This window comes from Buchnera aphidicola str. Ua (Uroleucon ambrosiae) (assembly GCF_000225465.1).
GTDB lineage: Bacteria > Pseudomonadota > Gammaproteobacteria > Enterobacterales > Enterobacteriaceae > Buchnera > Buchnera aphidicola_B.
On record NC_017259.1, the window covers coordinates 400,857 to 425,588 of the forward strand.

Consider the following 24,732-nt stretch of genomic DNA (forward strand, 5'->3'; position numbering starts at 1 on the left):
TCAGACTTTACTACCAAACCAACAAATATTACGAGCAGTCATAATTAACAAGCCAGCTTGTTCTGAATTTAAGTTTTTTATATCACTTAAATCATCTATCCCTTGATCAGCTAGCTCTTCTAAAGTAAATATGTTTTTTTTCGCTAATTGAGAGGCCAAAATATCATTCATACCATCAATTTTTAACAAATTTTCCTCTACTTTTCTCTCTCTAAAAACATTTTTTTGATTTAATTCTATTGATAGTAATTTATTTTTTGCAGTTTCACGTACTAAAGTTGCTTCTGCTTTAGTTAAACTTTTAATTTTTAATAATTCATCAAAAGGTATATAAACTAATTCTTCAAGAGAAGAAAAACCTTCTTTTACTAAAATCTTAATAATATTTTCATTAATATTTAAATTATTTTTAAAAATACTAAATGCGGCATGTGCTTCTTCTTGATGTTTAGAATGTAAATCTTCTTTTGTCATAACATTTAATTCCCAACCACTAATTTGAGAAGCTAATCGAACATTTTGACCATTACGACCAATAGCTTGCGCTAAATTATTAGAATCTACAGCTATATCCATAGTATGGTTATCTTCGTCAACAACGATAGAAAAAACATCAGCTGGAGCCATAGCATTTATAACAAATTGAGCAGGATTATCATCCCATAAAATAATATCAATGCGTTCACCACACAATTCACTTGAAACAGCTTGTACACGCGCTCCTCTCATACCTACACAAGCACCTACTGGATCAATTCGTTTATCATTAGTTTTTACTGCAATTTTAGCACGAGAACCTGGATCACGTGCTGCTGCTTTTATTTCAATAACTTCTTCTCCAATTTCAGGAACTTCTATGCGAAACAATTCAATTAACATTTCTGTTTTTGAACGACTTATAAATAATTGAGAACCGCGAGCTTCTGGATATACTCCATATAAAATACCTCGAACACGATCGCCAGGACGAAAATTTTCTCTAGGTAACATACCTTCACGTAAAATTAATGCTTCAGCATTATTACCTAAATCTAACATTATGTTATCTCGGTTATTTTTTTTAACGATCCCAGTAATAATTTGACCAACATATTTTCGAAATTGTTCAACTAACATAGCTCGTTCGGCTTCACGTACTTTTTGTACAATTACTTGTTTTGCAGTTTGTGTTGTTATTCTATCGAAATTTACAGATTTAATTTGATCTTCTATATAATCATTTAATAAAAATTTTTCACCTTCAAAACATGCAGCTTCTAAAGTAATCTCTCTAGTTGGTTGAGTTACTACGTCTACTACCATCCAACGTCGAAAAGTAGTAAAACTTCCAGTTTTACGATTAATACTTACTCTAACATCAATTTCTTGATCATATTTTTTTTTAGTTGCTGTTGCTAATGCAATTTCTAAAGCTTCAAAAATTTTTTCACGGGGAAGAGATTTTTCATTAGAAACAGCTTCAACAACAGCTAAGATTTCTTTATTCATCTTGTAGAACCTCAAAATAAAACTTCTTAAAATGAATAATTAACAATTATTTTACATACAATTAATGATAAAAATTTTAATTATAAAATCAGATAATTAATATATTAAGTTTTATGAATTAAAACTTTATATAATTAATAATTAATGAATATTTAAATATTAATGAAAATGCATATTATTTATAAAAATAAATATTCTAATAAAAACCCCGAAAATTCGGGGTTTTAGGTACTATTACCCTATTTTTTAAATATATATTAATAATTTTAAAATCTTTAAAAACAAAATAATTTAATTTAAATTTATTAAATTATATTTATAATATATTTTAATACCGAGAATGGGATTTGAACCCATATGCTTATTCAGCACTATCCCCTCAAGATAGCGTGTCTACCAATTTCACCATCTCGGCATAAAACATAATTAGTATATTTATTTCTTTAAAAAATATTAGTATGGTATGTCAGAATTTAATATCTTTTTATCTATAGAATCTGTTTTCATAGTCGTTTGTTTAGCATCATCTTCTAAAAAAAAATTAGACTCTATTATTCTATTGTTAATATTACATAAAATCATACTTATTATTAAAAATAAACAAGCAAGTATTCTAATAATATTTATTAAAAAACTATTTTGTTTAACACATCTAAAAACTGTATCATTATTTTTTATACTAGAATAAATTGTACTATTTAGTTCTTGTACGGGCTGTAATAAAATTAAAAAAATTAAAGAAATAGAAATAAAAATAAAACATACTAAAAAAAACCAATACATAAAAAATTATTTCCTTATTATAATATCTTTTTGTGTTATATTTTTACAACTTATATATTTTAATAAAAATATTTTTATATAACATGAATATCTAAGAGATTAGATATAAATTATTTATTTTGATATAAAATTATTTTTTTAAAATTAAATATATTTTATATTTTTCAAATACTATTCAATTTTTTTTAATGGAATCGTATTAAAAATATTTCATTTTATAGAAAATTTATTAAATATGATATTTTATAATATAATCTAATCTTATAATATGAATTTAATAATATTAAAGTAATTTGATAGTATCTGCAATATAATGCGCAAACTTATAAACTTTTGTATAATTTTCCCCTTGAACCATAATCCTAATACATGGTTCTGTTCCTGATTTACGAACTAATACACAACTGTTTTCTCCTAAAAATTTTTTATATTGATTAAGAATCTTTTTTATTTTTATATTTTTATTAATATTTTCTAGGTTTTTTAAATAAATATTTAGTATAATCTGTGGAAATAATTTTATTTGATTTGCTAAATGATATAAAGACATATTATTATTAATCATACTTACAAATACTTGTAAACTAGCTATAATACCATCTCCAGTAGAATGTTTATCTAATAAAATAATATGACCTGATTGTTCTCCTCCTAATATACATTTTTTTTCTTTAATTTTTTTGTATACATTACGATCTCCTATATGACTTGTATAAAAAGGAATTCCTAGTTTTTTAAAACCTAAAATCACGCCTATATTAGTCATTAGAGTGCCTACTACTCCACCTTCTAATTTCTTATTTTTCAAATATTCTTTTGCAAGAATATAAATTATTTGATCTCCATCTACTTGATTACCTAAATGATCTACCATTATAATACGATCACCATCTCCATCAAATGCTAATCCAATATCAGCTTGTTTTAATACAACCATTTTTTTTAATTTTATAATATTAGTTGATCCAGAATTTTCATTTATATTGACTCCATTAGGAGTATTAGACATTACTATAACTTTTGCACCTAAATCCTGAAAAATTTTTGGGGCTACATTATATGTTGAACCATTAGCGCAATCAATAACAATAGTAAAATATGATAAATTTAAATTTTTAGGAAAAGTATTTTTACAAAAATTTATATATTTATTTTCAGGATCTATCATATTTTTAGAACAACCGAAATTACTTACATTAGAGTAAAAAAAATTATTTTTAATATGATTTTCAATATTACATTCAATTTTTTTAGTTAATTTAATACCATTTTTATAAAAAATTTTTATGCCATTATCATAAAAAAGATTATGAGAAGCAGAAATTACAATACCAGCAGAAGCATTAAAAAATTTTGTAAAATATGCAATTGCTGAAGTAGGCATGCAGTCAACTAATAAAGTAGATACACCTGTCGATAAAATCCCAAATTCTAAAATAGACTGTAACATATTTCCAGAAATACGAGTATCTCTACCGATAATAATTTTTTTACTTTTATTTTTACCTAATACTGTTCCAATTGACCATCCTAAATTTAATAAAAAATTTAACGTCATTGGATTATCTCCTACTTTTCCACGAATTCCATCTGTTTTGAAATATTGTAAAAAAGTCATGATAATAGATTCCTGTACTATTTTTAAAAATTATTTTTCAAGAATTTTTTAAAAAATAAGATGAAGTGATAATAATTTTATGCCTTCATCTTATTTCAAGACATGTCAAAAAGAATATCAAACATTAAAAAATAAATATTTTTAAAATATTTATATTACTGAATTAAAAAACTATTTATTAATTTCTGTCTCAATCCAACCTATTGGCTTACGTACTTCTCTTCTCTCCATTAAATCATCGATTTGTAGAGCATCAATTGTTTCATATTTGATTAACGCTTCTTTCATTGAATGTAATATATCAATATTATCATTTAAAATATTCCGTGCCCTTTTATAATTAATTTCAATTAATAATTTTACTTCTTCATCGATAATTCTAGCCGTTTCATCTGACATATGTTTTGCTTTGGCTACAGAACGACCTAAAAATACTTCTCCTTCTTCTTCAGAATATAATAAAGGTCCTAATTTTTCTGAAAAACCCCATTGAGTTACCATATTTCTCGCTAAACTAGTAGCGATTTTAATATCATTATATGCGCCAGTAGAAACGTTTTTAGTACCATAAATAATTTCTTCAGCTAAACGACCACCATATAATGTCGATATTTGACTCTCTAACTTTTGACGGCTAATACTAAATGTATCTGACTCTGGTAAAAAAAACGTCACACCTAATGCTCGACCTCTTGGAATAATAGTAACTTTGTGCGCAGGATCATGATCAGGTACTAATCTTCCAATAATCACATGACCAGCTTCGTGATATGCAGTTGATTCTTTTTGAAAATCACTCATAACCATAGATCTACGCTCAGAACCCATCATCATTTTATCTTTTGCTCTTTCAAATTCCAACATAGATACTACGCGATGATCAAGTCTAGCAGCAAAAAGAGCTGCTTCATTAACTAAATTAGCTAAATCAGCACCTGAAAAACCTGGTGTACCCCGTGCAATAATCATTGGATCTACATCTTTAGACAAAGGAACTTTACGCATATGAACTTTTAAAATTTGTTTTCTTCCACGAATATCTGGTAGGGGAACAATAACTTGACGATCAAAACGACCGGGACGTAAAAGAGCTGGATCTAACACATCAGGTCGATTAGTAGCAGCTATTAAAATAATACCTTCATTACCATCAAAACCATCCATTTCAACTAACATTTGATTTAATGTTTGCTCTCTTTCATCATGTCCACCACCTAATCCAGCTCCTCTCTGACGACCTACTGCATCAATTTCATCAATAAAAATTATACATGGTGCAGATTTTCGCGCATGTTCAAACATATCTCTAACTCTAGAAGCTCCAACTCCGACAAACATTTCAACAAAATCAGAACCAGAAATAGTAAAGAAAGGAACTTTAGCCTCACCAGCTATTGCTTTTGCAAGTAATGTTTTACCAGTTCCAGGTGGACCAACCATTAATACACCTTTTGGAATTTTCCCTCCTAACTTTTGAAAACGACTAGGTTCTTTAAGATATTCAACTAGTTCACTCACTTCTTCTTTTGCTTCATCACAGCCAGCAACATCTGAAAAAGTAGTATGAATTTGATTTTCTGACAGCATACGTGCTTTGCTTTTTCCAAATGACATTGCACCTTTTCCACCGCCAATTTGCATTTGACGCATAAAAAAAATCCAGACTCCAATTAATAATAACATCGGAAACCAAGAAATAAAAATTGAAACAAGAAGACTAGGTTCTTCAGGAACTGCTCCAATAATTTTAACTTTTTTTATTAAAAGATTATCTAAAAGTTTAGGATCATTAATAGGGATATAAGTAATATATTTACTACTATCTTTTTTAGTAACACTAATCATGCGTCCATTAATATACGCTTCACGCACCTGATCTTGATTAACTTCTGATAAAAAAGTTGAATAATCAACTTTATGATTATTGTTAACATCATTAGTATTAAAATTCTGAAAAACAGACATTAATACAATTGTAATAACTAACCAGAAGATCAGGTTTTTAACCATGTCACTCAAAGGAACAACCTCTCATTGAATCTATATATTTAAAAAAGAACACAGATATCTACTATTTTTTATCTGGTTGCTATAATGAAGATTTCTCGAGATCTTGTTCGAGAAGTTTTAGGTTTGCAAATTTTAACTTTTTTAAAATATGTTTTAATCTCTTGATATAATTCATTAAAACCTTCTCCTTGAAAAGATTTTAATAAAAAAGTGCCATTTTTAGATAAAACATAATTTGATATTTTTAATGCTAATTTAGACAATTCAATAATGCGTGGCATATCAATAGAAAAGTTACCTGTTATATTAGGTGCCATGTCTGACATCACTAAATGAAATGTTATATTTTTCAATAAAGATAACATCTTATTTAACATTTCTTGATTACGAAAGTCTCCTTGAAAAATATTAACACCTATTATTGGTTTAATAGGTAATATATCACATGCTATAATATATCCTGTTTTTCCTATTTTATTAACAGCATATTGAGACCAACTACCAGGAGCGGCACCTAAATCAATAATATTCATACCTATTTGAAATAACTTATTTTGTTTATCTAATTGTTCTAATTTAAACCAAGCACGTGAACGTATATTATTTTTTTTTGCTTCTTTGACATATAGATCTGAGAAATGCTCTCGAAGCCAATAATTAGAACTTTTTATTTTTTTTTTAGAAATCATATTTTTATTATTTAAATATTAATTTTTTAATAGATAGTTTTTGATGAAATTAAAATCAAAAACAATAAATCTTTTTATTTTTTTTAAAACTATATATGATCAATTTTTAAAATTTTATATTTAACATCACCGCCTGGTGTAGATATATTAACAGTATCATTAATTTTTTTTCCAATAAGACCTCTAGAAATGGGAGAATTAATAGAAATTAAATTTTTTTTAAAATCAGATTCATCATCACCTACAATTTTATACGTAAATGTTTTATTGTTGTTTATATTTAAAATATTTACAGTAGAACCAAAAATTACTCGACCAGTATTAGATATTTTTTTTACATCAATAATTTGAGAATTAGATAATTTTAATTCAATTTCTTTAATTCTACCTTCACAAAAACTTTGTTCTTCACGTGCTGAATGATATTCAGCATTTTCTTTTAAATCACCATGTTCTCTAGCTTCCACTATTGCTTGAATAATACGAGGACGTTTTATGCTTTTTAGTATCTTAAGTTCTTGAAGAAGTTTTTCTGCACCTCGCACAGTCATAGGGATTAAATGAACCATAATATGAATACTCCTTTTCTATTTATAGAATATTTCTTTAAAAAAAACTTCTAAAAACAAAATTTAATAAAATGCTTTTGAAAATTTTTAAAACTGTTAAATTATAATTAATGTAAAAAGCTATAAACATAATAACACTGTATTTTTTAAAAAATTATAATTTATACTGTATATTTTATTTTAATGTTTTTAAAATTATATTATCAAATATGAAATTTATATTAATGATATTTAATTAAATTTTATAAATAATTAAAATATATTTAAAAATATATATATCTATTTTAAATTAAAAAAAATAATTTATCAAAATTTTCACAATAGAGTTATATATTTCAAGTCGATTTATTTAACGCATAAATTATCTAGTTTTATTTGTAAATCAATTTAATTAAAAACGAATAAAATCTATAAAAAATTAATATTCAATTAAATTATTAATATAAAAAGTATATAAAAATGAATAATAAAAACATCAAGTTACTACTAATGAAAAAATTAAATTTAAAAGAAATATATGTCACAGGAGATAACAAGCATATTAAAATAATTGCTATTGGAAATGTTTTTATAGGACTTAGTTCCGTGAAAAAACAACAAATCGTTTATGAACCTTTAATTGAGATGATCACAGAAAAACATATTCATGCAGTATCTATTCTTACTTATACAAATGAAGAATGGGAAAAACATAAAAAATAAATAATGTTTATGATTTAAAAATATATTTAAATAAAATAGAGATCTATTAATACATGAATAAGTTATGTATAAAAGGAAACAAAAATTTAAATGGTAATGTAATTATTTCTGGATCTAAAAATGCAGCATTACCTATTTTGTTTATGACTATATTAACAAAAGAAAAAATTCAAATTAGTAATGTACCTAATTTAACTGATATTCAAATTGCACTTAAATTACTTATACACTTAGGAGCAAAAATTAAAAAAAGAAATAATATTCATATTGATGCCAGTTCAATAAATATTTTTTATGCACCATATTATTTAATTAATAAAATTAGAGCATCTATTTGGATACTAGGTCCTCTTTTATCACGTTTTGGAAGAGCTAAAATATATTTACCTGGAGGATGTAAAATAGGTAATAGACCAATAGATTTACATTTATCTGGTTTAACTCAGTTGGGTGCGATTATTAATGTAAAAGGTGATTATATCAGTGCTTATATAAAAGGACGTTTTCAGGGAAAATATATTTTTATGGAAAAAATTAGTGTTGGTGCTACTATCACAATAATGAGTGCTGCTACTTTAGCTCAAGGTTTAACAATTATTGATAATGCAGCTCGTGAACCAGAAATTATAGATATTGCAAAATTTTTAAATTCTATAGGTGCTAATATTGTTGGTGCAGGAAAAAAAACAATATATATTAAAGGTGTATCAAAATTAACTGGAGGAAAACATAAAATTATTCCGGATAGAATTGAAACAGGAACCTTTTTAATAGCAGCAACAATTTCACAAGGTTGTATTATTTGTCAGAAAACTGAACCTAAGCATTTAAAAACTGTATTAATGAATTTAAGTAAATCTGGAGCTATAATCACAACAGGAAAAGATTGGATTGAATTAGATATGCGAGGAAAACGTCCAAAATCTTTAAATATTAACACTGCTCCTTATCCAGGACTACCAACAGATATGCAATCTCAATTTGCATTATTAAACACAATTTCTCAAGGAGTCGGTGTAATAACGGAAAACATTTTTGAAAATCGATTTATTTATGCTTCTCAATTAATTAAAATGGGTGCAAAATTAAAGATTAAAAATAACACTATGACATGTTATGGAATACCAAAATTAATAGCTTCGAATATTTTGTGTAGTGATTTAAGAGGATCAGCTACATTAATCTTAGCTAGTTGTATTGCTATAGGTGTGACAATAGTTAATCATACTTATCATCTTTTTAGAGGATATGATTCATTTCCTGATAAACTTAATAAATTAGGAGCTGATATAAAAATTATATAAACATAATTTTTATAAAAATTTTTAAAAACAAGTAACATAACTGGAGTATTGTATGTATGCAGTTTTTATAAGCGGTGGAAAGCAATACAAAGCCATTAAAAATCAAGTGATTAGATTAGAAAAATTAAACTGTCCAATCGGTAAGACTATAAACTTTAATAAAATTTTAATGATATCTGAAAAAGATTCTACAATTGTTGGTACACCTTTTATTTCTGGTGGAATAATAAAAGCTAACATTCAAAATCATGGTCGTTTAAAAAAAATTAAAATTATTAAATTTAATCGCCGTAAACATTATAAAAAACAACAAGGTCATCGTCAATATTTTACTGATGTTAAAATTTTAGACATTTATAATATTCAAGGAGATATAATACATGGCGCATAAAAAAGCAGGCGGATCAACTAGAAATGGACGAGACTCTAATGCTCAAAGATTAGGTGTAAAATGTTTTGGAGGTGAATTTATTTCTGCAGGAAGTATTATTGTTAAACAAAGAGGAACTAAATTTCATCCTGGAAAAAATGTAGGTTGTGCAAAAGATCATACAATTTTTGCTACTATAACAGGAAAAGTCGAATTTAAAACAAAAGGATTAAAAAAAAGAACATATATTAACGTTATCAATTAAATAATATATAAATTTTTTATAAAAACCCCTTATTCTAGGGGTTATTTTTTATATATATTATTTTATAAATTAATTTATATAACATATAAAACCATTATAAATATTTATTTAATACAAAATAAAACACATATAGTACATGGATAAAACATGAAATTTATTGATCAAACTATAATAGAAGTGATTGCAGGAAACGGTGGAAATGGTTGTGTTAATTTTAGAAGAGAAAAATATATTCCTAAAGGAGGGCCAGATGGTGGAGATGGTGGAGATGGTGGAAATATTTGGTTAGAAGCTAATAATAATTTAAATACTTTAATAGATCTTAGATTTAAGAAAAAATTTCAAGCAGAAAATGGACAAAATGGATCAGGTAAAAAATGCTCTGGAAAAAAAGGAAAAGATCTAAAGATATACGTACCTACAGGAACTAAAGTAATAAACTATCAAACACGAGAAATAATAGAAGATCTAATTCAACATAAACAAAAAATAATTATTGCTAAAGGAGGTTGGCATGGTTTAGGTAATACTAGATTTAAATCTCCAACTAATCGTACACCTCAGCAAAGTACATTAGGTCAAAAAGGAGAAAAAAGAGAAATACAATTAGAATTATTATTAATAGCAGATGTTGGTACTTTGGGCATGCCTAATGCTGGAAAATCTACTTTTGTTGCAAACATATCTGGTGCTAAAACAAAAATTGCAAGTTATCCATTTACAACATTAAATCCCATTTTAGGTAGTGTAAAAATAAAAAATAATAAAAAATTTATTATAGCTGATATTCCTGGAATCATTCAAGGAGCCTCTCATGGTTCTGGATTAGGTCTGCGTTTTTTAAAACACTTAGAAAGATGTAAATTACTACTTCACATAGTTGATTTAGTTCCTCAAAATAATTATCATCCACTAGATAATATCAAAATAGTTTTAAAAGAACTAAAAAAATACAGTTTAGATTTATATCATAAACCAAGATGGTTAATTTTTAATAAAACTGATTTATTAAATGAAACTAAAATCAATCAAATTATAAACGAAATTAAATATCAGATTAAATTACCGAATCAATATTATTTCATTTCATCTATTCAAAAAAATAGTATAAAACAACTATGTTATGACATTAGTAAATATCTAGAAAAATAAAATAAGAACTCGGTTTTTCAAAACCAAGTTCTTTTAAAAATGGATATACTAATATTGTTAAATTTTAACGTTTAGAAAATTGTGGACGTTTTCTAGACTTTCGTAAACCAACTTTTTTACGTTCTACTTGACGTGAATCACGCGTGACAAATCCAGATTTTCTTAATTCAAACCGTAATAATTGATTATATTTAATTAAAGCACGAGTAATACCTTGACGAATAGCTCCTGCTTGACCAGATATACCTCCACCTTTAACTGTTATATAAATATTAAATTTATCGATCATATCTACTAATTCTAATGGTTGACGAACAATCATGCAAGAAGTTTCACGACCAAAATAATCATTTAAGGAACGTTTATTGATAAAAATTTTTCCATTTCCAGATCTAAGAAATACTCTAGCAGAAGAACTTTTACGACGACCAGTACCATAGTTTTGATTTATAATCATATATTTTTTATATACCTTTATAAAATATTTAATAATTTAGGACATTGAGCTATATGAAGATGATCTCCATTTGAAAAAACTTTTAATTTTTTTAACATAGCACGCCCTAAAGGACCTTTAGGTAACATACCTTTTACAGCATGTTTTATAATTCTTTCTGGATGTAAAGAAATCATTTCTTCAAATCTATATTTTTTTATGCCACCTACATAACCTGTATGATGATAGTAAACTTTGTCAATCTTTTTTTTACCTGTTACTAAAATTTTTGAAGCATTTAAAACAATAATATAATCACCAGTATCAAGATGAGGAGTATACTGAATATTATTTTTTCCTCGAAGATAAGATGATAATACACTGGCCAATCTACCTAATATTTTATTAGTTGCATCAACATAATACCAATTTCGTTTGATATCATTTAATTTTACTGAAAATGTTTTCATTATAAAACTCACTTAAGTATAATTTTCTATATATAAAATAATACTATCATTGAAATTAATAAGATATAGTAAATGTACTGTAAGATTTATTAAAATTAATAAAATTAATCAAATTAATCAAATTAATTGTATTATAATTAGTAGTATTTAATAAAAATTTATCTATATTATTATATTTAATAATTAATTTTTTTATAAACATCATTTTATTTGAATGCACTATAATATTTCATTGGTAATAAATTATGCCTACTAAAAATTCTTTATTATTTTTTCGTGATAAAATTAACAAAATTGATAGAAACATTGTAAAATTATTAGCAGAAAGAAAACATTTAGTATTAGAAATAGCTCAATCTAAAATTAAAAATAAACAAGAAATACGAGATTTAGAACGTGAAAAAACAATGATCAATGAACTAACTAGTTTAGGAAAAATAAATCATCTTGAACCAGCATTTATTACTCAATTATTTCAAGTAATAATTGAAGAATCAGTGTTAACTCAAAAAAAAACATTACAAAAATTTAATCATGATAATAATTTAACTCACGCTAATTTTGCAGTTCTTGGTCCTAAAGGTTCTTATTCTCATATTGCAGCTTGTAAATATTCAAACCAAAATATTCAAACATGCAATATACAAGAATGTTTAACATTTCAAGAAGTAATTAAAGCGGTTGAAAAACATCAATCAGATTATGCGATTTTACCACTTGAAAATACTTGTTCTGGTTATATTAATGAAGTATTAGATTTATTAGAAGATACAAATTTATTTATTGTTGGAGAAATTAATATTTTTGTTAATCACTGTTTACTTTCAATTGAAAAAATTACATTAGAAAAAATTAAAAATATCTATAGTCACCCTCAACCATTTAAACAATGCAGCAATTTTATTAAAAAATTTCCAAATTGGACAATTAATTATACAAACAGTACTGCAGATGCTATGAAAATAATATCTGAATCTAATCAAAAAACTAATGCAGCATTAGGCAGTGAAATTGGTAGTAAAATATATGGATTAAAAATTTTATCTAAAAATTTAGCAAATGAAGAAAAAAATATTACAAAATTTATTATATTAAATCGTAATCTAATTGATGTTTCTAAAAACAAAAATAAAAAAATAATTTTTTTATTTACTATTAAAAAAAAATCAGGAGCTCTTGCTAATATATTATCTATATTAAAAAACAAAAAAATTATTATAAAAAAGTTAACTGATCGAACATTAAATCATCAATCATTAGAAGAAAAATTTTATATTGAAATTCAAGTTAATCTATCATCAATTTTAATAAAAGAAACTCTTAAAAAAATTAAAAAATTTACTACACTTATAAAAATTTTAGGTAGTTATCCTTATAAAACATTATCCTAATCATTCCTAAAAAATTTTTAAAAAATCAATAATTTAGTAACTAATTTTATAAATATATAAATATATATATTTTACAAAAATTAAATATTAAAACTTTAACATGAGCAATAAATAATGTTTAAAAACTTAAGACAACGTCTCGCAAACAGTTTTAAAAAAATTATCAATAAAGGAAGACTTACAGAAGAAAATATCAAAGATACTATACGAGAAGTACGGAAAGCACTATTAGAAGCAGATGTCACATTATCAGTTATAAAACAGTTCATACAAAATGTTAAAGATCAATCTATTGGTAATGAAATTAATACAAGTTTAACACCAGGACAAGAATTTATTAAAATAGTTAGAAATCAATTAATATTTATTATGGGAAAAAAAAATAATTTATTAAATTTATCTACTAAACCACCTGCAATAATATTATTAATTGGTTTACAAGGTTCAGGAAAAACTACAAGTTTAGCAAAACTAGGGAAATGGATTAAAGAAAAATACAAAAAAAAAATATTAATTGTATCTACTGATATTTATCGCGCAGCTGCTATTAAACAACTACAAATATTATCTCAGCAAATTGAAATAGATTTCTTTCAATCTAAAACAAATCAAAAACCAATTGAAATAACTAAACAAGCAATGCAATATGCAAGATTAAAATTGTATGATGTACTATTAATTGATACAGCAGGTCGCTTACATATTAATAAAAATATGATGAATGAAATTTATGAAATAAAAACACTATCTAAACCTATTGAAACATTATTAGTAGTAGACTCTATGATGGGGCAAGATGCCATAAATATGGCAAAAATATTTAATAATGAATTATTAATTTCTGGTATAATATTAACAAAAACAGATGGTGATTCTAGAAGTGGTGTTGCTTTATCAATGCGATATATTACTGGAAAACCAATTAAATTTATAGGAACAGGAGAAAAAATAACATCATTAGAAGAATTTCATCCAGAAAAAATGGCTGATCGTATTTTAGGAATGAATGATATGATATCTCTTATTGAAGATATTGAAGAAAAAGTAAATCAATCAGACATTCAGAAACTAACAAAAAAAATAAAACAAGGCCATGATTTTAATTTAAATGACTTTTTAATACAAATAAAACAAATGCAAAAAATAGGAGGGTTAAATTATTTTATAGATAAACTATCTATTAATAATCAATTATCTAATAATACATTATCATGTGTCACGAATGAAAATACATTAACAAAGATAGAAGCTATTATATCTTCTATGACACCTAAAGAACGAAAACAACCAACAATTATAAAAGGTTCAAGAAAACGTAGAATAGCTTTAGGATCTGGAACAAAAATACAAGATGTAAATAAATTATTAAAAAATTTTGATGATATACGCAGAATAATGAAAAAAATAAAAACTAGTGGAATATCAAAGGTAATGAGAGGGATAAAAAATATGTTACCAAAAAATTTTTTAAAATAAAAATATTTTTATTTTAAAATAAAATATTAATTATTTTTTGATATCATAATTAATCTATATGAAAAAACTTTTTTAAGGAATAAAATATGGTTAAAATTCGTTTATCAAGATATGGAACAAAAAAACGTCCTTTTTATAAAATGGTAGTAGCAGATAGCCGTTTTTCTAGAAATGGTCGTTTTATTGAAAAAATAGGATTTTTTAATCCTATTGCTAAGGGAGCATCTGAAATACTTAAAATCAATTTACAAAGAGTGCAATATTGGATCAATCAAGGAGCGCAAATGTCAGATCGCACTAAACAATTAATAAAATTATTTAATAAAAAAGAGAGCATTTTATAAAAGATAATATTGATATACCTATTAAACCATTAATAATCGGAAAAGTAGGAAAATCTTATGGAATATTAGGCTGGATAACTGTTTTTTCTTTTACAGAAAAAAAAGAAAAAATATTCAGTTATCTGCCTTGGTTTTTTTTAAAAGAAAAAAAATGGACTAAAATAAAAATAAATAACTGGAGAAAATATAAAAAAAATTTTATTGTGCATATTGAAGATATATCTGATCGTTCAATTGTAAAAAATTTTACCAATTCATACATAATTATTAATCAATATACATTGCCATTATTAAAAGACAATAATTATTATTGGAATGATATGCTTGATTGTAAAGTATTTAATACAAACAATAATTATATTGGTCAAGTAATTAATTTAATTAGAACTAATAATAATGATATTCTTGTAATAAAAAATAAATTAAGTCCATTTAAAAAAAATATATTAATTCCATTTATAGAAAATAAAATAATAAAAAACATTAATATTCATAATAAATTAATAATAGTTACATGGAACTAAATCATATATTCTAAATGAACAAAGTAAATAACAATCCCCTAATATGGTTTAATATTATTACTATTTTCCCCCAAATGTTTCATGCTATTACTAATTATGGGATTATTGGAAAAGCAATTCAAAAAAAAATAATTCATATCAATTGTTTAAATTTAAGAGATTTTAGTAATAATAAATATAGATCTATAGATGATCGTCCTTATGGAGGAGGCGCTGGAATGTTAATGAGTTTTCAACCTTTATATTTAGCTATAAAATATGCAAAATCAATTCTAAGCAATGCAACTGTTATTTACTTATCTCCTCAAGGTAAAACATTTCAACAAAACAACATAAAAGAATTAATTACGAAAAAAAAAATTATTTTTATATGTGGTCGATATGAAGGAATAGATCAACGTATTATTGATTCTCAAGTCAATGAAGAATGGTCTATTGGAAATTATGTACTGACTGGAGGAGAATTAGCTGCTATGGTTATGATTGATTCTATTTCTAGATTAATTCCGGGCGTTATTAAAACTAAACAATCAATACAAGAAGATTCTTTTTCTAATAATCTTCTTGACTATCCTAGTTATACTCGACCAAGAGTTGTACAAAATATGTCAGTTCCAAAAATTTTATTATCTGGAAATCATAAAAATATTCGTCTTTGGCGTTTACAACAATCACTTGGAAAAACATCGATTAAACGTCCAGATCTTTTAAAAGATAAACAATTAAATATGAAAGAACAAGAATTACTAAATGATTTTAAAAAACAAACTAAAAAAAATAATTTATAATATTTTTTAATTCAAAAAAAAGGAAAATTATGTCGAGTATAATTCACGCAATAGAAAAGGAACAAATAAAAAATAATATACCTATTTTTAGACCTGGCGATACTATAGAAGTTAAAGTATGGGTAATTGAAGGATCTAAAAAACGTATACAATCTTTTGAAGGAATAGTAATAGCGATAAAAAATCGTTATTTAAATTCATCTTTTACAGTTAGAAAAATATCTAATGGAGAAGGTGTTGAACGAGTTTTTCAAACACATTCTCATAATATTGAAGAAATTATTCTTAAAAGAAAAGGTTTAGTGAGAAAAGCAAAATTATATTATTTAAGATATCGTACTGGTAAAGCTGCGCGTATTAAAGAAAGACTGAATTAATTAATATTAAATATGCAGTCATGACATTAAACTTGACTGCATTATTTTATAATCAAGCAATTATATAAAAATATATTACTTAAATTAAGCAGTTCCACCTATAGTTAAACGATCTAATTTAATAGATGGTTGCCCTATACCTACAGGAATATTTTGACCATCTTTACCACACATTCCCATTCCTTGATCCATTTTTAAATCATCACCTACCATTGATATTTGTTGCATAGCTTCTAAACCTGATCCTATTAAAGTTGTATTTTTAATTGGTGTAATAATTTTTCCTTTTTTTATTAAATAAGCTTCTGATGTAGAAAAAACAAAATTACCAGATGTAATATCTACTTGTCCTCCAGAAAAATTTACAGCATATATTCCGTAATCAACACTATTAATCATATCATCTATTTTAGATTTTCCTGATAACATAAAAGTATTAGTCATACGAGGTATTGGCAAACATGAATAAGATTCACGACGTCCATTTCCAGTAACTTCCATACCCATTAAACGTGCATTTAATTTATCTTGCATGTATTTCTTTAATACTCCATTTTCAATTAAAATATTACGCTGACCAGGAGTACCTTCATCATCAATACTGACTGAACCACGCTGGTTATGCATAGTACCATCATCAATTATAGTACATAATTCTGATGTAACTTTTTTTCCAATCATATTAGTAAATACAGAAGTTTTTCGTCTATTAAAATCACCTTCTAAACCATGACCAACTGCTTCATGTAATAAAACACCAGGCCATCCAGATCCTAATATAACTGGAAATGTACCGGAAGGTGCTGACTTTGCAGATAAATTTAATAATGCTATACGAACAGCTTCTCTAGCCCAATATTCAATCCGAATCTCATTTGAAATATCATCTTTATTTAAAAAAAAGTTATAGTCAGTACGACTACCTCCTCCACTTCGACCACGTTCTCGTTTTCCATGATCTTCAACTAAAACATTTATTGAAAATTGCACTAATGGTCTTATATCAGCAACAATATTACCATCAGTAGAAGCAATTAAAACCTGTTCATATGATCCTGTTAAATTTACATTTACTTCCTTCACTCTATGATCAATACTACGTGCTATATGATCTGCTCTATATAAAAGATCAATTTTCTCTTGTGAAGAAAATATTTCTAAAGGATTAATATTATTATAATAATATTTTATTGATTTTTTAGACAATTTTTTATTTTTTACTGAACCTTTCATAGAAATAATACTACGTGCTTTATGAATGCTAGTTTTTAAAGATTCTATAGAAATTTGATCTGCATATGCAAAACCTATACTTTCATTTTTAATTGCTCTAACTCCTATTCCTTGATCAAAATGATAGTTACCTTCTTTTATAATACTATTTTCTAAAAACCAAGATTCATAAAGATGAGATTGAAAAAAACAATCTCCATAATCTATATCACGAGTACAAAGTTCTTCTAATGCCATAAAAACATTTTGATAATTTATTTTATTGTTAATTAATAAAGATTCACCAACTAATTCAAATATCATTTCAACTTACTCAATTGATTATTAATATTAAAATATATTATAAAATATAACATAAAAATAAAAATGTTATTTAACATCTTTGATGTTTTTTTTAAAATTATAGTTTATTATAAAGATTACGACAAATTATTAAAAAGTATTTTATATATGAATAATATTATACATGTATTAATCATCAATGGACCAAATTTAAATCTTTTAGGAACACGTGAAACAAATATTTACGGACATGAAACTCTATCTGATTTAATAGAAAATATGAAAAAACAATCAAAAAAAGATAATATATCTTTATATCATATACAATCTAATTCTGAACATGTTCTTATTGATAAAATTCATTCTGCAAAAAATAAAATTAATTATATTGTTATTAATCCAGCAGCATTTACACATACTAGTATTGCTATCAGAGACGCATTAATTGCAGTAGATATTCCGTTTATTGAAGTTCATATTTCAAATATTTTTGCTAGAGAAAGTTTTCGTTCGCATTCATGGTTATCTGATATTTCTCAAGGTGTTATCTCTGGATTAGGACTAGATGGTTATTATTGGGCATTAAAAACAATATCTAATAGATTAATTCATTCCTATCAAAATAAATCTAACAAAAAATTTTAAAAAAAATAATTTGCACTCTCTTATATTTTAAATTACTAATAGAAAGTGCAATAAAAAAATTTAATTCATACTATATTTTTTCAATTTTTTTCTTAATGTACTACGATTAATTCCCATTATTAAAGCAGCTTGTGTTTGATTGCCTCTAGTATATTGCATTACTATATCTAATAATGGTGGTTCTAATTCAGTTAATACTAGCTCATATAAATTATTTGCTTTTTTATCACGTAAATTTGATAAATAATATTTTAAAGCATTTTTCACTAATTCATTTAAAGATTTTTTGATAATTTTATCTTCAACATTTATTTTAGAATACAATAAAAATTCTTTCTTTATTTTTTTTTCTAACATTACATTATCGACTCTTTATTTTATTCTATTTTTTAATAGAAATTAATAATATATTTTAAAATTATTTAATCAAAATAAATAATATAATTTATTAATAATTAATATTATTAAATATCTGATGTTTATTGTTATAATTTCGAAATTAATTCAATAATATCTTGAGGAAAAGGTACTGTCCAAGACATTAAATTTTGACGAGCAGGATGTTGAAAAGCAAGATAATTTGCATGTAATGCTTGACGAGAAAACTTATATACTTGATCAATTTTATTATTTTGTTTAAAATTTATGCAATTTTTAGATTTACCATAACATGGATCTCCAACTAATGGATGCTGAATATATGACATATGAACACGAATTTGATGTGTTCGTCCAGTTTCCAATCGTATAGATATATGTGTATAATTCTTAAAACAATTAATGATTTTGTAATGTGTAATAGCATTTTTTCCCAAATTATGAACTGTCATACATGTTCTTTTAATAGGATGACGCATAATGGGTTGATTAATAGTTCCACCTGAAATCATATTTCCTTTAACAATACCTTGATATTCGCGAATAATTCTTCTTTCTTTTAGTAATTGAACTAAATAATTGTAAGAAAAAATATTTTTTGCAATAACCATTAGTCCCGTAGTATCTTTATCTAAACGATGAACTATACCTGCTCTGGGAATGTATTGAATATTTTTATAATGATATAGCAAAGCGTTTAGAATCGTTCCTGTTTTATGACCTGCTCCTGGATGAACTACTAAACCAGCGGGTTTATTAATAACTAATATATAATTATCTTCATAAATAATATTCAAAAAAATATTTTCTGGAAGATTATATGATATATCTTCTTGATTAAAACGAATCGTAATCGTATCTTTAACTAATATTTTTTTATCAGGCGTATTTACAATTATTCCATTAACATATACTTGATTCAGAATAATAATTTTTTTTAAATAGGAACGAGAATATTCTTTAAATATAATTGATAAAACTTTATCTAATCGTTTTCCAAATAAAGATATACAAGATATCGTTGTACTTAATTCAATTTCTTTCAATATAATATTCCTTATTTTTTTAGAAAGTTCACACTGAATCTTGAATATTTATATAATATGGTATTCTAGTATAATTCTAGAACTAATATTTAAAAAATAATTTTTTTAAATTAAATTGAATATATAAAATGAAAAGAAAACAAAACATTATATTTATTTTTATTATTTTATTCCTGAACTTAGCAGTTAATTGTAAAGCTTTAAATAATCATATTTTTACAGACACTTATATTCTTTATGAAAAATCTAAAAAAGAATTAAAATATGAACGATTTAATAATGTAATATCAATATTAGAACATATTAAAAAAAATAACATCACGCATTTTAATGATGATAAAATTATAATACATTTAATTTATGCTTATTATAAAACTAATAATTTCAATATGGCTAAAAAAAACATAAAAGAGTTTTTTAACAGCTATCCAAAGCATCCAAATATAGATTATATTGCATATATAGAATGTCTAATTAACATAAAATTAGATAAAAATATATTTTTAAATATTTTACTAAACGACTATTACAAAAAAGATCTTTATCATTCAATAAACACTTTTTTTCAGTTAAAAAAATTTATTAAAAAATATCCTCATAGTTTATATGTTCCAAATGCTAAAAAACATTTATTATGCTTAAAACATCATTTATCAGAATATGATTTACAAATTTTAAAATTTTATTTTTTTCGTAAAGAATATATAGCTGTCATTAGTCGAGGGCAAGAAATGCTTCAAAAATATCCAGAAACAGAATCAGCACGACAAGCTCTTATATATATGGAAAAATCTTATTATTCATTAAAATTTTTTGATATAGCCGAAAAAATATCAAAAATAATTGTTTTAAATAAAATTCAAAATAAATAAATAAAATTACAAATTAATGAAAATAACTAAATTATTATTTAATTATTAAATATAACAAATTTTTTTTGAAATATTTAAATACAATTACAATGTCTTTTTAAATTAATCAAGAATAAAATGAATATAACAACAAATAAAATTCGTCAAGATTTTTTAAACTTCTTTAAAGAAAAGAAACATATGATTCTTCCTAGTAGCTCTTTAGTTCCATATAATGATTCAACATTATTGTTTACTAATGCAGGAATGAATCAATTTAAAGAAATTTTTTTAGGTGAAAAAAAAATAGATTACTCACGAGTAGCTACTGTTCAACGTTGTTTGAGAACTGGAGGAAAACATAATGATTTAGAAAATGTAGGATACACTTCAAGACATCATACGTTTTTTGAAATGCTTGGAAATTTTAGTTTTAACGATTATTTTAAAAAAGAAGCTATTGAATATGCTTGGGAATTATTAACATCAAAAAAATGGTTTAATATACCCAAGCATAAATTATGGATTTCAGTATATAAAGAAGATGATGAAACATATAAAATTTGGAAAGATATTATAAAAATACCTGTTAAACAAATTATAAAAATAGGAGATAATAATAATATTCAATATAATTCAGATAATTTTTGGCAAATGGGTGACAGTGGACCATGTGGCCCTTGTACAGAAATATTTTATGATTATGAAAATAATATAGTAAATAATCCAGAATCTTTCTTAGAAAATAAAAATCATCGTTTTGTTGAAATTTGGAATATTGTTTTTATTGAATTTAATCGTATTTCAAAAAAAAAAATAGTTCCTTTAAAACATAAATCAATAGATACAGGAATGGGATTAGAAAGAATAGCTGCTATTTTACAAAACGTATTTTCTAACTATAACATTGATATATTTCAACAATTAAAACAACACATATCTCAATTAAGTAAAGTAAAAGATTTAAATCATACATCTTTACAAGTCATAGCTGATCATATTAGATCCTGTACATACATTATTGCTGATAATATTACTCCATCTAATGAACATAGAGGGTATGTTTTAAAAAGAATTATTAGAAGAGCATTAAGACATTGTCATAAAATAGGTATGAAAAAACAATTGTTTTATAAATTAGTTTCTACAGTAATTGAGGTTATGGGAGATTCAGGTAAAATTTTAAAACAAAAACAAAAAAAAATTGAAGAAATTTTAAAATTAGAAGAAATACAATTCTCTTACACTTTAGAAAAAGGTTTAAAAATATTACAACATGAAATAAAAAAAGCACATAACAATATGCTATCTGGTGAAACTGCCTTTTATCTTTATGATACCTTTGGATTTCCAATTGATTTAACAGCTGATATTTGTCGTGAAAAAAATATTCAAATAGACTTAAATGCATATGAATTAGAAAAATCTAAACAAAAAAAACAATCGAATATTAACCAAAAATTTTATAAGAATTATAATAATATTACTATTAATAATACATGTGTATTTGAAGGTTATAAAAAAAATAAAACAAAATCATTAGTAAAATATATTTTTATAAATAATCAATCTGTTTCAATAATAAAAAAAAATGAATATGGAATTATTTTTCTTGATAAAACACCATTTTATCCTGAATCAGGAGGTCAAATTGGTGATATAGGTGAATTATATAATAAAAAATGCTACTTTTTAGTAGAAAATACAAAAAAATATGGAAATGCAATAGGACATTTTGGTAAGTTAATCTCAGGAAAAATTGAAATTAAAAAATATATTAACACTAAAATTAATCAAGTAAATAGAAATTCTATTCAATTAAACCATTCAGCAACACATTTATTACATGCTGTATTGCGACATATTTTAGGAGAACATGTTTACCAAAAAGGGTCTTTAGTAACCAATAAACATTTAAGATTTGATTTTTCTTATCAAACTCCAATAGAAATATCTCAGATACAAGACATTGAACATATGATTAATATGTACATTCGTCATAATATTCTCATCAAAACTCAAATATTAAGTTTAGAAGAAGCTAAAAAACAAAAAGCAATAGCCTTATTTGACAATCAATATAGTTCTATAGTACGAGTTGTTAGTATAAAAAATATTTCTATTGAACTATGTGGTGGAACACATACTAAAAGAACTGGTGACATTGGACTATTTAAAATTATTTCTTATTCAAGTATAGCATCAGGAATTAAAAGAATTGAAGCTGTAACAGGACAAAAAGCGATAGATTATTTGCATCAAAAAGATAATTATATAACAGACTTATCTCTTATATTGCAATGTAATAACTCAGATATTAAAGATAAAATTACAAATCTAAAAAATAAAATAAAAAATATTGAAGATAAAATAATTCAATTACAACAAAAAGAAAATACATACTACATAACAAAATTACTAAAAAATACTTATGATATAAAAGGAATAAAACTATTAATACATGTATTTAATCAATATGAACATAAATTATTAAGAATAATTACAGATACATTAAAACAAAAACTAAAAAAAACAATTACTGTATTAGTTAATATTATAAATAATCGTTTTACTGTTATTATTGGAGTTACAAAAAACTTATTAGATCATATAACAGCTATACAAATCATGAAAATGATTGTAGAAAAAACTCATACAAAAGGGGGAGGAAAAAAAGAAATTGCTGAAGGAGGAGGAATATACACTGAAAAACTATCTATTGTTTTAAAAAATATACCATTATGGATTGATGAACAATTGGATAAAAAATAAACCATATCTCAATATATGTTTATATTAAATAATAATCAATACAAAGAATTTATGAAAAAATATAATACAAAATATATTTTTTAAAAAATTAAAATTTAAATTGAAAACTATATTATTCATGACACCAAGAACTAGAGAAATCGAACTCTTTTATCTTTCAAGGAACAAAGAATGCTTATTCTAACTCGTCGAATCGGTGAAACGTTAATAATTGGCGATGAGATAACTGTAACAGTACTAGGAGTGAAGGGTAACCAAGTTCGTATTGGTGTCAATGCCCCTAAAGAAGTTTCGGTACATCGTGAAGAAATATATCAACGTATTCAAATAGAAAAAAAACAAAAAAATCAATATTAATTAATACTACATCTTACTTAATTTAAGTAAGATGTAGTTTGTTATTTTTTTTATTTTTCAAATAGAATATACTTGTTTGATAGTAAAATATATTTGACTTATATAAAAAAAAAAGTAAAATAAAAACAATAAAAATTTTTATATTTAGGTGAGATGGCCGAGAGGATTAAGGCGCTCCCCTGCTAAGGGAGTATGTAGCAATATCTGCATCGAGGGTTCGAATCCCTCTCTCACCGTTGTTATTATTAATAAAATTTTATATATATTTTTATATATATTTATTACTGCATTTTGCATCCGTAGCTCAGCTGGATAGAGTACTCGGCTACGAACCGAGCGGTCGGAGGTTCGAATCCTTCCGGATGCAAAAAACACATCAACAATCTCTTACAAAATATATTGACAAAAACTT

Annotated in this window: 26 protein-coding genes and 3 tRNA genes; 17 read left to right on the forward strand and 12 right to left on the reverse strand. The window is 24.5% G+C overall.

Features of this window, described 5'->3' with window-relative positions; genetic code table 11:
* The 7 genes from nusA to greA all read right to left on the reverse strand — a co-directional run bounded on the left by nusA (nt 1) and on the right by greA (nt 7,157).
* Nucleotides 1-1,488, reverse strand: coding sequence for a transcription termination factor NusA (gene nusA / locus BUAMB_RS01775; protein ID WP_014500069.1), 1,488 nt, complete (start codon nt 1,486-1,488; stop codon nt 1-3).
* Nucleotides 1,489-1,820: 332 nt separating this feature from the next.
* Nucleotides 1,821-1,903: transfer RNA gene (locus tag BUAMB_RS03070), tRNA-Leu, on the reverse strand.
* Between the two features lie 38 nt (nt 1,904-1,941).
* Nucleotides 1,942-2,271: a preprotein translocase subunit SecG gene (secG, locus tag BUAMB_RS01780; protein WP_014500070.1), complete on the reverse strand. Its 330-nt coding sequence runs from the start codon at nt 2,269-2,271 to the stop codon at nt 1,942-1,944.
* Between the two features lie 283 nt (nt 2,272-2,554).
* Nucleotides 2,555-3,889 (reverse strand): phosphoglucosamine mutase, encoded by a 1,335-nt coding sequence (gene glmM, locus BUAMB_RS01785; protein WP_014500071.1) that lies wholly within the window; start codon nt 3,887-3,889, stop codon nt 2,555-2,557.
* A 171-nt stretch (nt 3,890-4,060) separates the two neighbouring features.
* Nucleotides 4,061-5,899 carry an ATP-dependent zinc metalloprotease FtsH gene (gene ftsH, locus BUAMB_RS01790; RefSeq protein ID WP_014500072.1) on the reverse strand — a complete coding sequence of 613 codons (1,839 nt, stop codon included), beginning with the start codon at nt 5,897-5,899 and terminating at the stop codon, nt 4,061-4,063.
* A gap of 68 nt (nt 5,900-5,967) precedes the next feature.
* The gene (gene rlmE, locus BUAMB_RS01795; protein WP_014500073.1) at nt 5,968-6,588 is read right to left on the reverse strand and encodes a 23S rRNA (uridine(2552)-2'-O)-methyltransferase RlmE; all 621 of its coding nucleotides are present in this window, start codon (nt 6,586-6,588) and stop codon (nt 5,968-5,970) included.
* 89 nt (nt 6,589-6,677) lie between these two features.
* Entirely contained in the window at nt 6,678-7,157 is a 480-nt protein-coding gene (gene greA, locus BUAMB_RS01800; RefSeq protein WP_014500074.1) for a transcription elongation factor GreA, read from the reverse strand.
* 459 nt (nt 7,158-7,616) lie between these two features.
* Here greA and BUAMB_RS01805 point away from each other — a divergent pair, with 459 nt between their 5' ends.
* The 5 genes from BUAMB_RS01805 (at nt 7,617) to cgtA (ending at nt 10,950) form a co-directional block, all read left to right on the forward strand.
* Nucleotides 7,617-7,859, forward strand: a complete 243-nt coding sequence (locus tag BUAMB_RS01805; RefSeq protein ID WP_014500075.1) for a BolA/IbaG family iron-sulfur metabolism protein — start codon at nt 7,617-7,619, stop codon at nt 7,857-7,859.
* Between the two features lie 53 nt (nt 7,860-7,912).
* On the forward strand, nt 7,913-9,163 hold the full coding sequence (murA, locus tag BUAMB_RS01810; protein ID WP_014500076.1) for a UDP-N-acetylglucosamine 1-carboxyvinyltransferase: 1,251 nt from the start codon (nt 7,913-7,915) through the stop codon (nt 9,161-9,163).
* Between the two features lie 52 nt (nt 9,164-9,215).
* On the forward strand, nt 9,216-9,554 hold the full coding sequence (rplU, locus tag BUAMB_RS01815) for a 50S ribosomal protein L21 (RefSeq protein WP_014500077.1): 339 nt from the start codon (nt 9,216-9,218) through the stop codon (nt 9,552-9,554).
* Nucleotides 9,544-9,798, forward strand: a complete 255-nt coding sequence (gene rpmA / locus BUAMB_RS01820; protein ID WP_014500078.1) for a 50S ribosomal protein L27 — start codon at nt 9,544-9,546, stop codon at nt 9,796-9,798. Before rplU ends, rpmA begins: the two co-directional genes overlap by 11 nt.
* A 147-nt stretch (nt 9,799-9,945) precedes the next feature.
* Nucleotides 9,946-10,950: an Obg family GTPase CgtA gene (gene cgtA, locus BUAMB_RS01825; protein WP_014500079.1), complete on the forward strand. Its 1,005-nt coding sequence runs from the start codon at nt 9,946-9,948 to the stop codon at nt 10,948-10,950.
* Nucleotides 10,951-11,014: 64 nt separating this feature from the next.
* Here the strand turns inward: cgtA and rpsI are convergent, their stop codons facing one another.
* Both rpsI and rplM read right to left on the reverse strand, forming a co-directional pair.
* Nucleotides 11,015-11,407: a 30S ribosomal protein S9 gene (gene rpsI / locus BUAMB_RS01830; RefSeq protein WP_014500080.1), complete on the reverse strand. Its 393-nt coding sequence runs from the start codon at nt 11,405-11,407 to the stop codon at nt 11,015-11,017.
* A 17-nt stretch (nt 11,408-11,424) separates the two neighbouring features.
* On the reverse strand, nt 11,425-11,856 hold the full coding sequence (gene rplM / locus BUAMB_RS01835; RefSeq protein ID WP_014500081.1) for a 50S ribosomal protein L13: 432 nt from the start codon (nt 11,854-11,856) through the stop codon (nt 11,425-11,427).
* Between the two features lie 245 nt (nt 11,857-12,101).
* Between rplM and BUAMB_RS01840 the strand changes: the two genes are divergently transcribed.
* The 6 genes from BUAMB_RS01840 to rplS all read left to right on the forward strand — a co-directional run bounded on the left by BUAMB_RS01840 (nt 12,102) and on the right by rplS (nt 16,756).
* Complete coding sequence (locus BUAMB_RS01840; RefSeq protein ID WP_014500082.1) at nt 12,102-13,247, forward strand: chorismate mutase; 1,146 nt, start codon at nt 12,102-12,104, stop codon at nt 13,245-13,247.
* 114 nt (nt 13,248-13,361) lie between these two features.
* A complete protein-coding gene (gene ffh / locus BUAMB_RS01845; RefSeq protein WP_014500083.1) occupies nt 13,362-14,723 on the forward strand; it encodes a signal recognition particle protein in 1,362 nt (453 codons plus the stop codon).
* Nucleotides 14,724-14,809: 86 nt separating this feature from the next.
* The gene (gene rpsP, locus BUAMB_RS01850; protein WP_014500084.1) at nt 14,810-15,067 is read left to right on the forward strand and encodes a 30S ribosomal protein S16; all 258 of its coding nucleotides are present in this window, start codon (nt 14,810-14,812) and stop codon (nt 15,065-15,067) included.
* A gap of 8 nt (nt 15,068-15,075) precedes the next feature.
* Nucleotides 15,076-15,591 carry a ribosome maturation factor RimM gene (gene rimM / locus BUAMB_RS01855; protein ID WP_014500085.1) on the forward strand — a complete coding sequence of 172 codons (516 nt, stop codon included), beginning with the start codon at nt 15,076-15,078 and terminating at the stop codon, nt 15,589-15,591.
* 14 nt (nt 15,592-15,605) lie between these two features.
* The gene (gene trmD / locus BUAMB_RS01860; RefSeq protein ID WP_014500086.1) at nt 15,606-16,379 is read left to right on the forward strand and encodes a tRNA (guanosine(37)-N1)-methyltransferase TrmD; all 774 of its coding nucleotides are present in this window, start codon (nt 15,606-15,608) and stop codon (nt 16,377-16,379) included.
* A 29-nt stretch (nt 16,380-16,408) separates the two neighbouring features.
* A complete protein-coding gene (rplS, locus tag BUAMB_RS01865) occupies nt 16,409-16,756 on the forward strand; it encodes a 50S ribosomal protein L19 (RefSeq protein WP_014500087.1) in 348 nt (115 codons plus the stop codon).
* Between the two features lie 84 nt (nt 16,757-16,840).
* Here rplS and tldD read toward each other — a convergent pair whose 3' ends face one another.
* Nucleotides 16,841-18,292, reverse strand: coding sequence for a metalloprotease TldD (tldD, locus tag BUAMB_RS01870; RefSeq protein WP_014500088.1), 1,452 nt, complete (start codon nt 18,290-18,292; stop codon nt 16,841-16,843).
* Nucleotides 18,293-18,439: 147 nt separating this feature from the next.
* On the opposite strand from tldD, the gene aroQ reads away from it, so the two are divergent.
* The gene (gene aroQ, locus BUAMB_RS01875) at nt 18,440-18,916 is read left to right on the forward strand and encodes a type II 3-dehydroquinate dehydratase (protein WP_014500089.1); all 477 of its coding nucleotides are present in this window, start codon (nt 18,440-18,442) and stop codon (nt 18,914-18,916) included.
* Between the two features lie 60 nt (nt 18,917-18,976).
* On the opposite strand, the gene fis is transcribed toward aroQ, so the two are convergent.
* The gene (gene fis / locus BUAMB_RS01880) at nt 18,977-19,273 is read right to left on the reverse strand and encodes a DNA-binding transcriptional regulator Fis (protein WP_014500090.1); all 297 of its coding nucleotides are present in this window, start codon (nt 19,271-19,273) and stop codon (nt 18,977-18,979) included.
* Nucleotides 19,274-19,401: 128 nt separating this feature from the next.
* Nucleotides 19,402-20,340 carry a 23S rRNA pseudouridine(1911/1915/1917) synthase RluD gene (gene rluD / locus BUAMB_RS01885; protein ID WP_014500091.1) on the reverse strand — a complete coding sequence of 313 codons (939 nt, stop codon included), beginning with the start codon at nt 20,338-20,340 and terminating at the stop codon, nt 19,402-19,404.
* A 128-nt stretch (nt 20,341-20,468) separates the two neighbouring features.
* Between rluD and BUAMB_RS01890 the strand changes: the two genes are divergently transcribed.
* The 5 genes from BUAMB_RS01890 to BUAMB_RS01910 all read left to right on the forward strand — a co-directional run bounded on the left by BUAMB_RS01890 (nt 20,469) and on the right by BUAMB_RS01910 (nt 24,687).
* Nucleotides 20,469-21,212 (forward strand): outer membrane protein assembly factor BamD, encoded by a 744-nt coding sequence (locus tag BUAMB_RS01890; RefSeq protein WP_014500092.1) that lies wholly within the window; start codon nt 20,469-20,471, stop codon nt 21,210-21,212.
* 117 nt (nt 21,213-21,329) lie between these two features.
* Nucleotides 21,330-23,963 carry an alanine--tRNA ligase gene (gene alaS, locus BUAMB_RS01895; protein ID WP_014500093.1) on the forward strand — a complete coding sequence of 878 codons (2,634 nt, stop codon included), beginning with the start codon at nt 21,330-21,332 and terminating at the stop codon, nt 23,961-23,963.
* Between the two features lie 171 nt (nt 23,964-24,134).
* Nucleotides 24,135-24,320: a carbon storage regulator CsrA gene (csrA, locus tag BUAMB_RS01900; RefSeq protein ID WP_014500094.1), complete on the forward strand. Its 186-nt coding sequence runs from the start codon at nt 24,135-24,137 to the stop codon at nt 24,318-24,320.
* A 147-nt stretch (nt 24,321-24,467) separates the two neighbouring features.
* Nucleotides 24,468-24,556 (forward strand) — tRNA-Ser (locus tag BUAMB_RS01905).
* 57 nt (nt 24,557-24,613) lie between these two features.
* Nucleotides 24,614-24,687, forward strand: a tRNA-Arg gene (locus BUAMB_RS01910).
* The last annotated feature ends 45 nt before the right edge of the window (nt 24,688-24,732 follow it).

Bases quoted from the DNA above. Each gene is read 5' to 3' on its own strand.
- nusA (WP_014500069.1), bottom strand. From the start codon at position 1,488: ATGAATAAAGAAATCTTAGCTGTTGTTGAAGCTGTTTCTAATGAAAAA.
- secG (WP_014500070.1), bottom strand. From the start codon at position 2,271: ATGTATTGGTTTTTTTTAGTATGTTTTATTTTTATTTCTATTTCTTTA.
- glmM (WP_014500071.1), bottom strand. From the start codon at position 3,889: ATGACTTTTTTACAATATTTCAAAACAGATGGAATTCGTGGAAAAGTA.
- ftsH (WP_014500072.1), bottom strand. From the start codon at position 5,899: ATGGTTAAAAACCTGATCTTCTGGTTAGTTATTACAATTGTATTAATG.
- rlmE (WP_014500073.1), bottom strand. From the start codon at position 6,588: ATGATTTCTAAAAAAAAAATAAAAAGTTCTAATTATTGGCTTCGAGAG.
- greA (WP_014500074.1), bottom strand. From the start codon at position 7,157: ATGGTTCATTTAATCCCTATGACTGTGCGAGGTGCAGAAAAACTTCTT.
- BUAMB_RS01805 (WP_014500075.1), top strand. From the start codon at position 7,617: ATGAATAATAAAAACATCAAGTTACTACTAATGAAAAAATTAAATTTA.
- murA (WP_014500076.1), top strand. From the start codon at position 7,913: ATGAATAAGTTATGTATAAAAGGAAACAAAAATTTAAATGGTAATGTA.
- rplU (WP_014500077.1), top strand. From the start codon at position 9,216: ATGTATGCAGTTTTTATAAGCGGTGGAAAGCAATACAAAGCCATTAAA.
- rpmA (WP_014500078.1), top strand. From the start codon at position 9,544: ATGGCGCATAAAAAAGCAGGCGGATCAACTAGAAATGGACGAGACTCT.
- cgtA (WP_014500079.1), top strand. From the start codon at position 9,946: ATGAAATTTATTGATCAAACTATAATAGAAGTGATTGCAGGAAACGGT.
- rpsI (WP_014500080.1), bottom strand. From the start codon at position 11,407: ATGATTATAAATCAAAACTATGGTACTGGTCGTCGTAAAAGTTCTTCT.
- rplM (WP_014500081.1), bottom strand. From the start codon at position 11,856: ATGAAAACATTTTCAGTAAAATTAAATGATATCAAACGAAATTGGTAT.
- BUAMB_RS01840 (WP_014500082.1), top strand. From the start codon at position 12,102: ATGCCTACTAAAAATTCTTTATTATTTTTTCGTGATAAAATTAACAAA.
- ffh (WP_014500083.1), top strand. From the start codon at position 13,362: ATGTTTAAAAACTTAAGACAACGTCTCGCAAACAGTTTTAAAAAAATT.
- rpsP (WP_014500084.1), top strand. From the start codon at position 14,810: ATGGTTAAAATTCGTTTATCAAGATATGGAACAAAAAAACGTCCTTTT.
- trmD (WP_014500086.1), top strand. From the start codon at position 15,606: ATGAACAAAGTAAATAACAATCCCCTAATATGGTTTAATATTATTACT.
- rplS (WP_014500087.1), top strand. From the start codon at position 16,409: ATGTCGAGTATAATTCACGCAATAGAAAAGGAACAAATAAAAAATAAT.
- tldD (WP_014500088.1), bottom strand. From the start codon at position 18,292: ATGATATTTGAATTAGTTGGTGAATCTTTATTAATTAACAATAAAATA.
- aroQ (WP_014500089.1), top strand. From the start codon at position 18,440: ATGAATAATATTATACATGTATTAATCATCAATGGACCAAATTTAAAT.
- fis (WP_014500090.1), bottom strand. From the start codon at position 19,273: ATGTTAGAAAAAAAAATAAAGAAAGAATTTTTATTGTATTCTAAAATA.
- BUAMB_RS01890 (WP_014500092.1), top strand. From the start codon at position 20,469: ATGAAAAGAAAACAAAACATTATATTTATTTTTATTATTTTATTCCTG.
- alaS (WP_014500093.1), top strand. From the start codon at position 21,330: ATGAATATAACAACAAATAAAATTCGTCAAGATTTTTTAAACTTCTTT.
- csrA (WP_014500094.1), top strand. From the start codon at position 24,135: ATGCTTATTCTAACTCGTCGAATCGGTGAAACGTTAATAATTGGCGAT.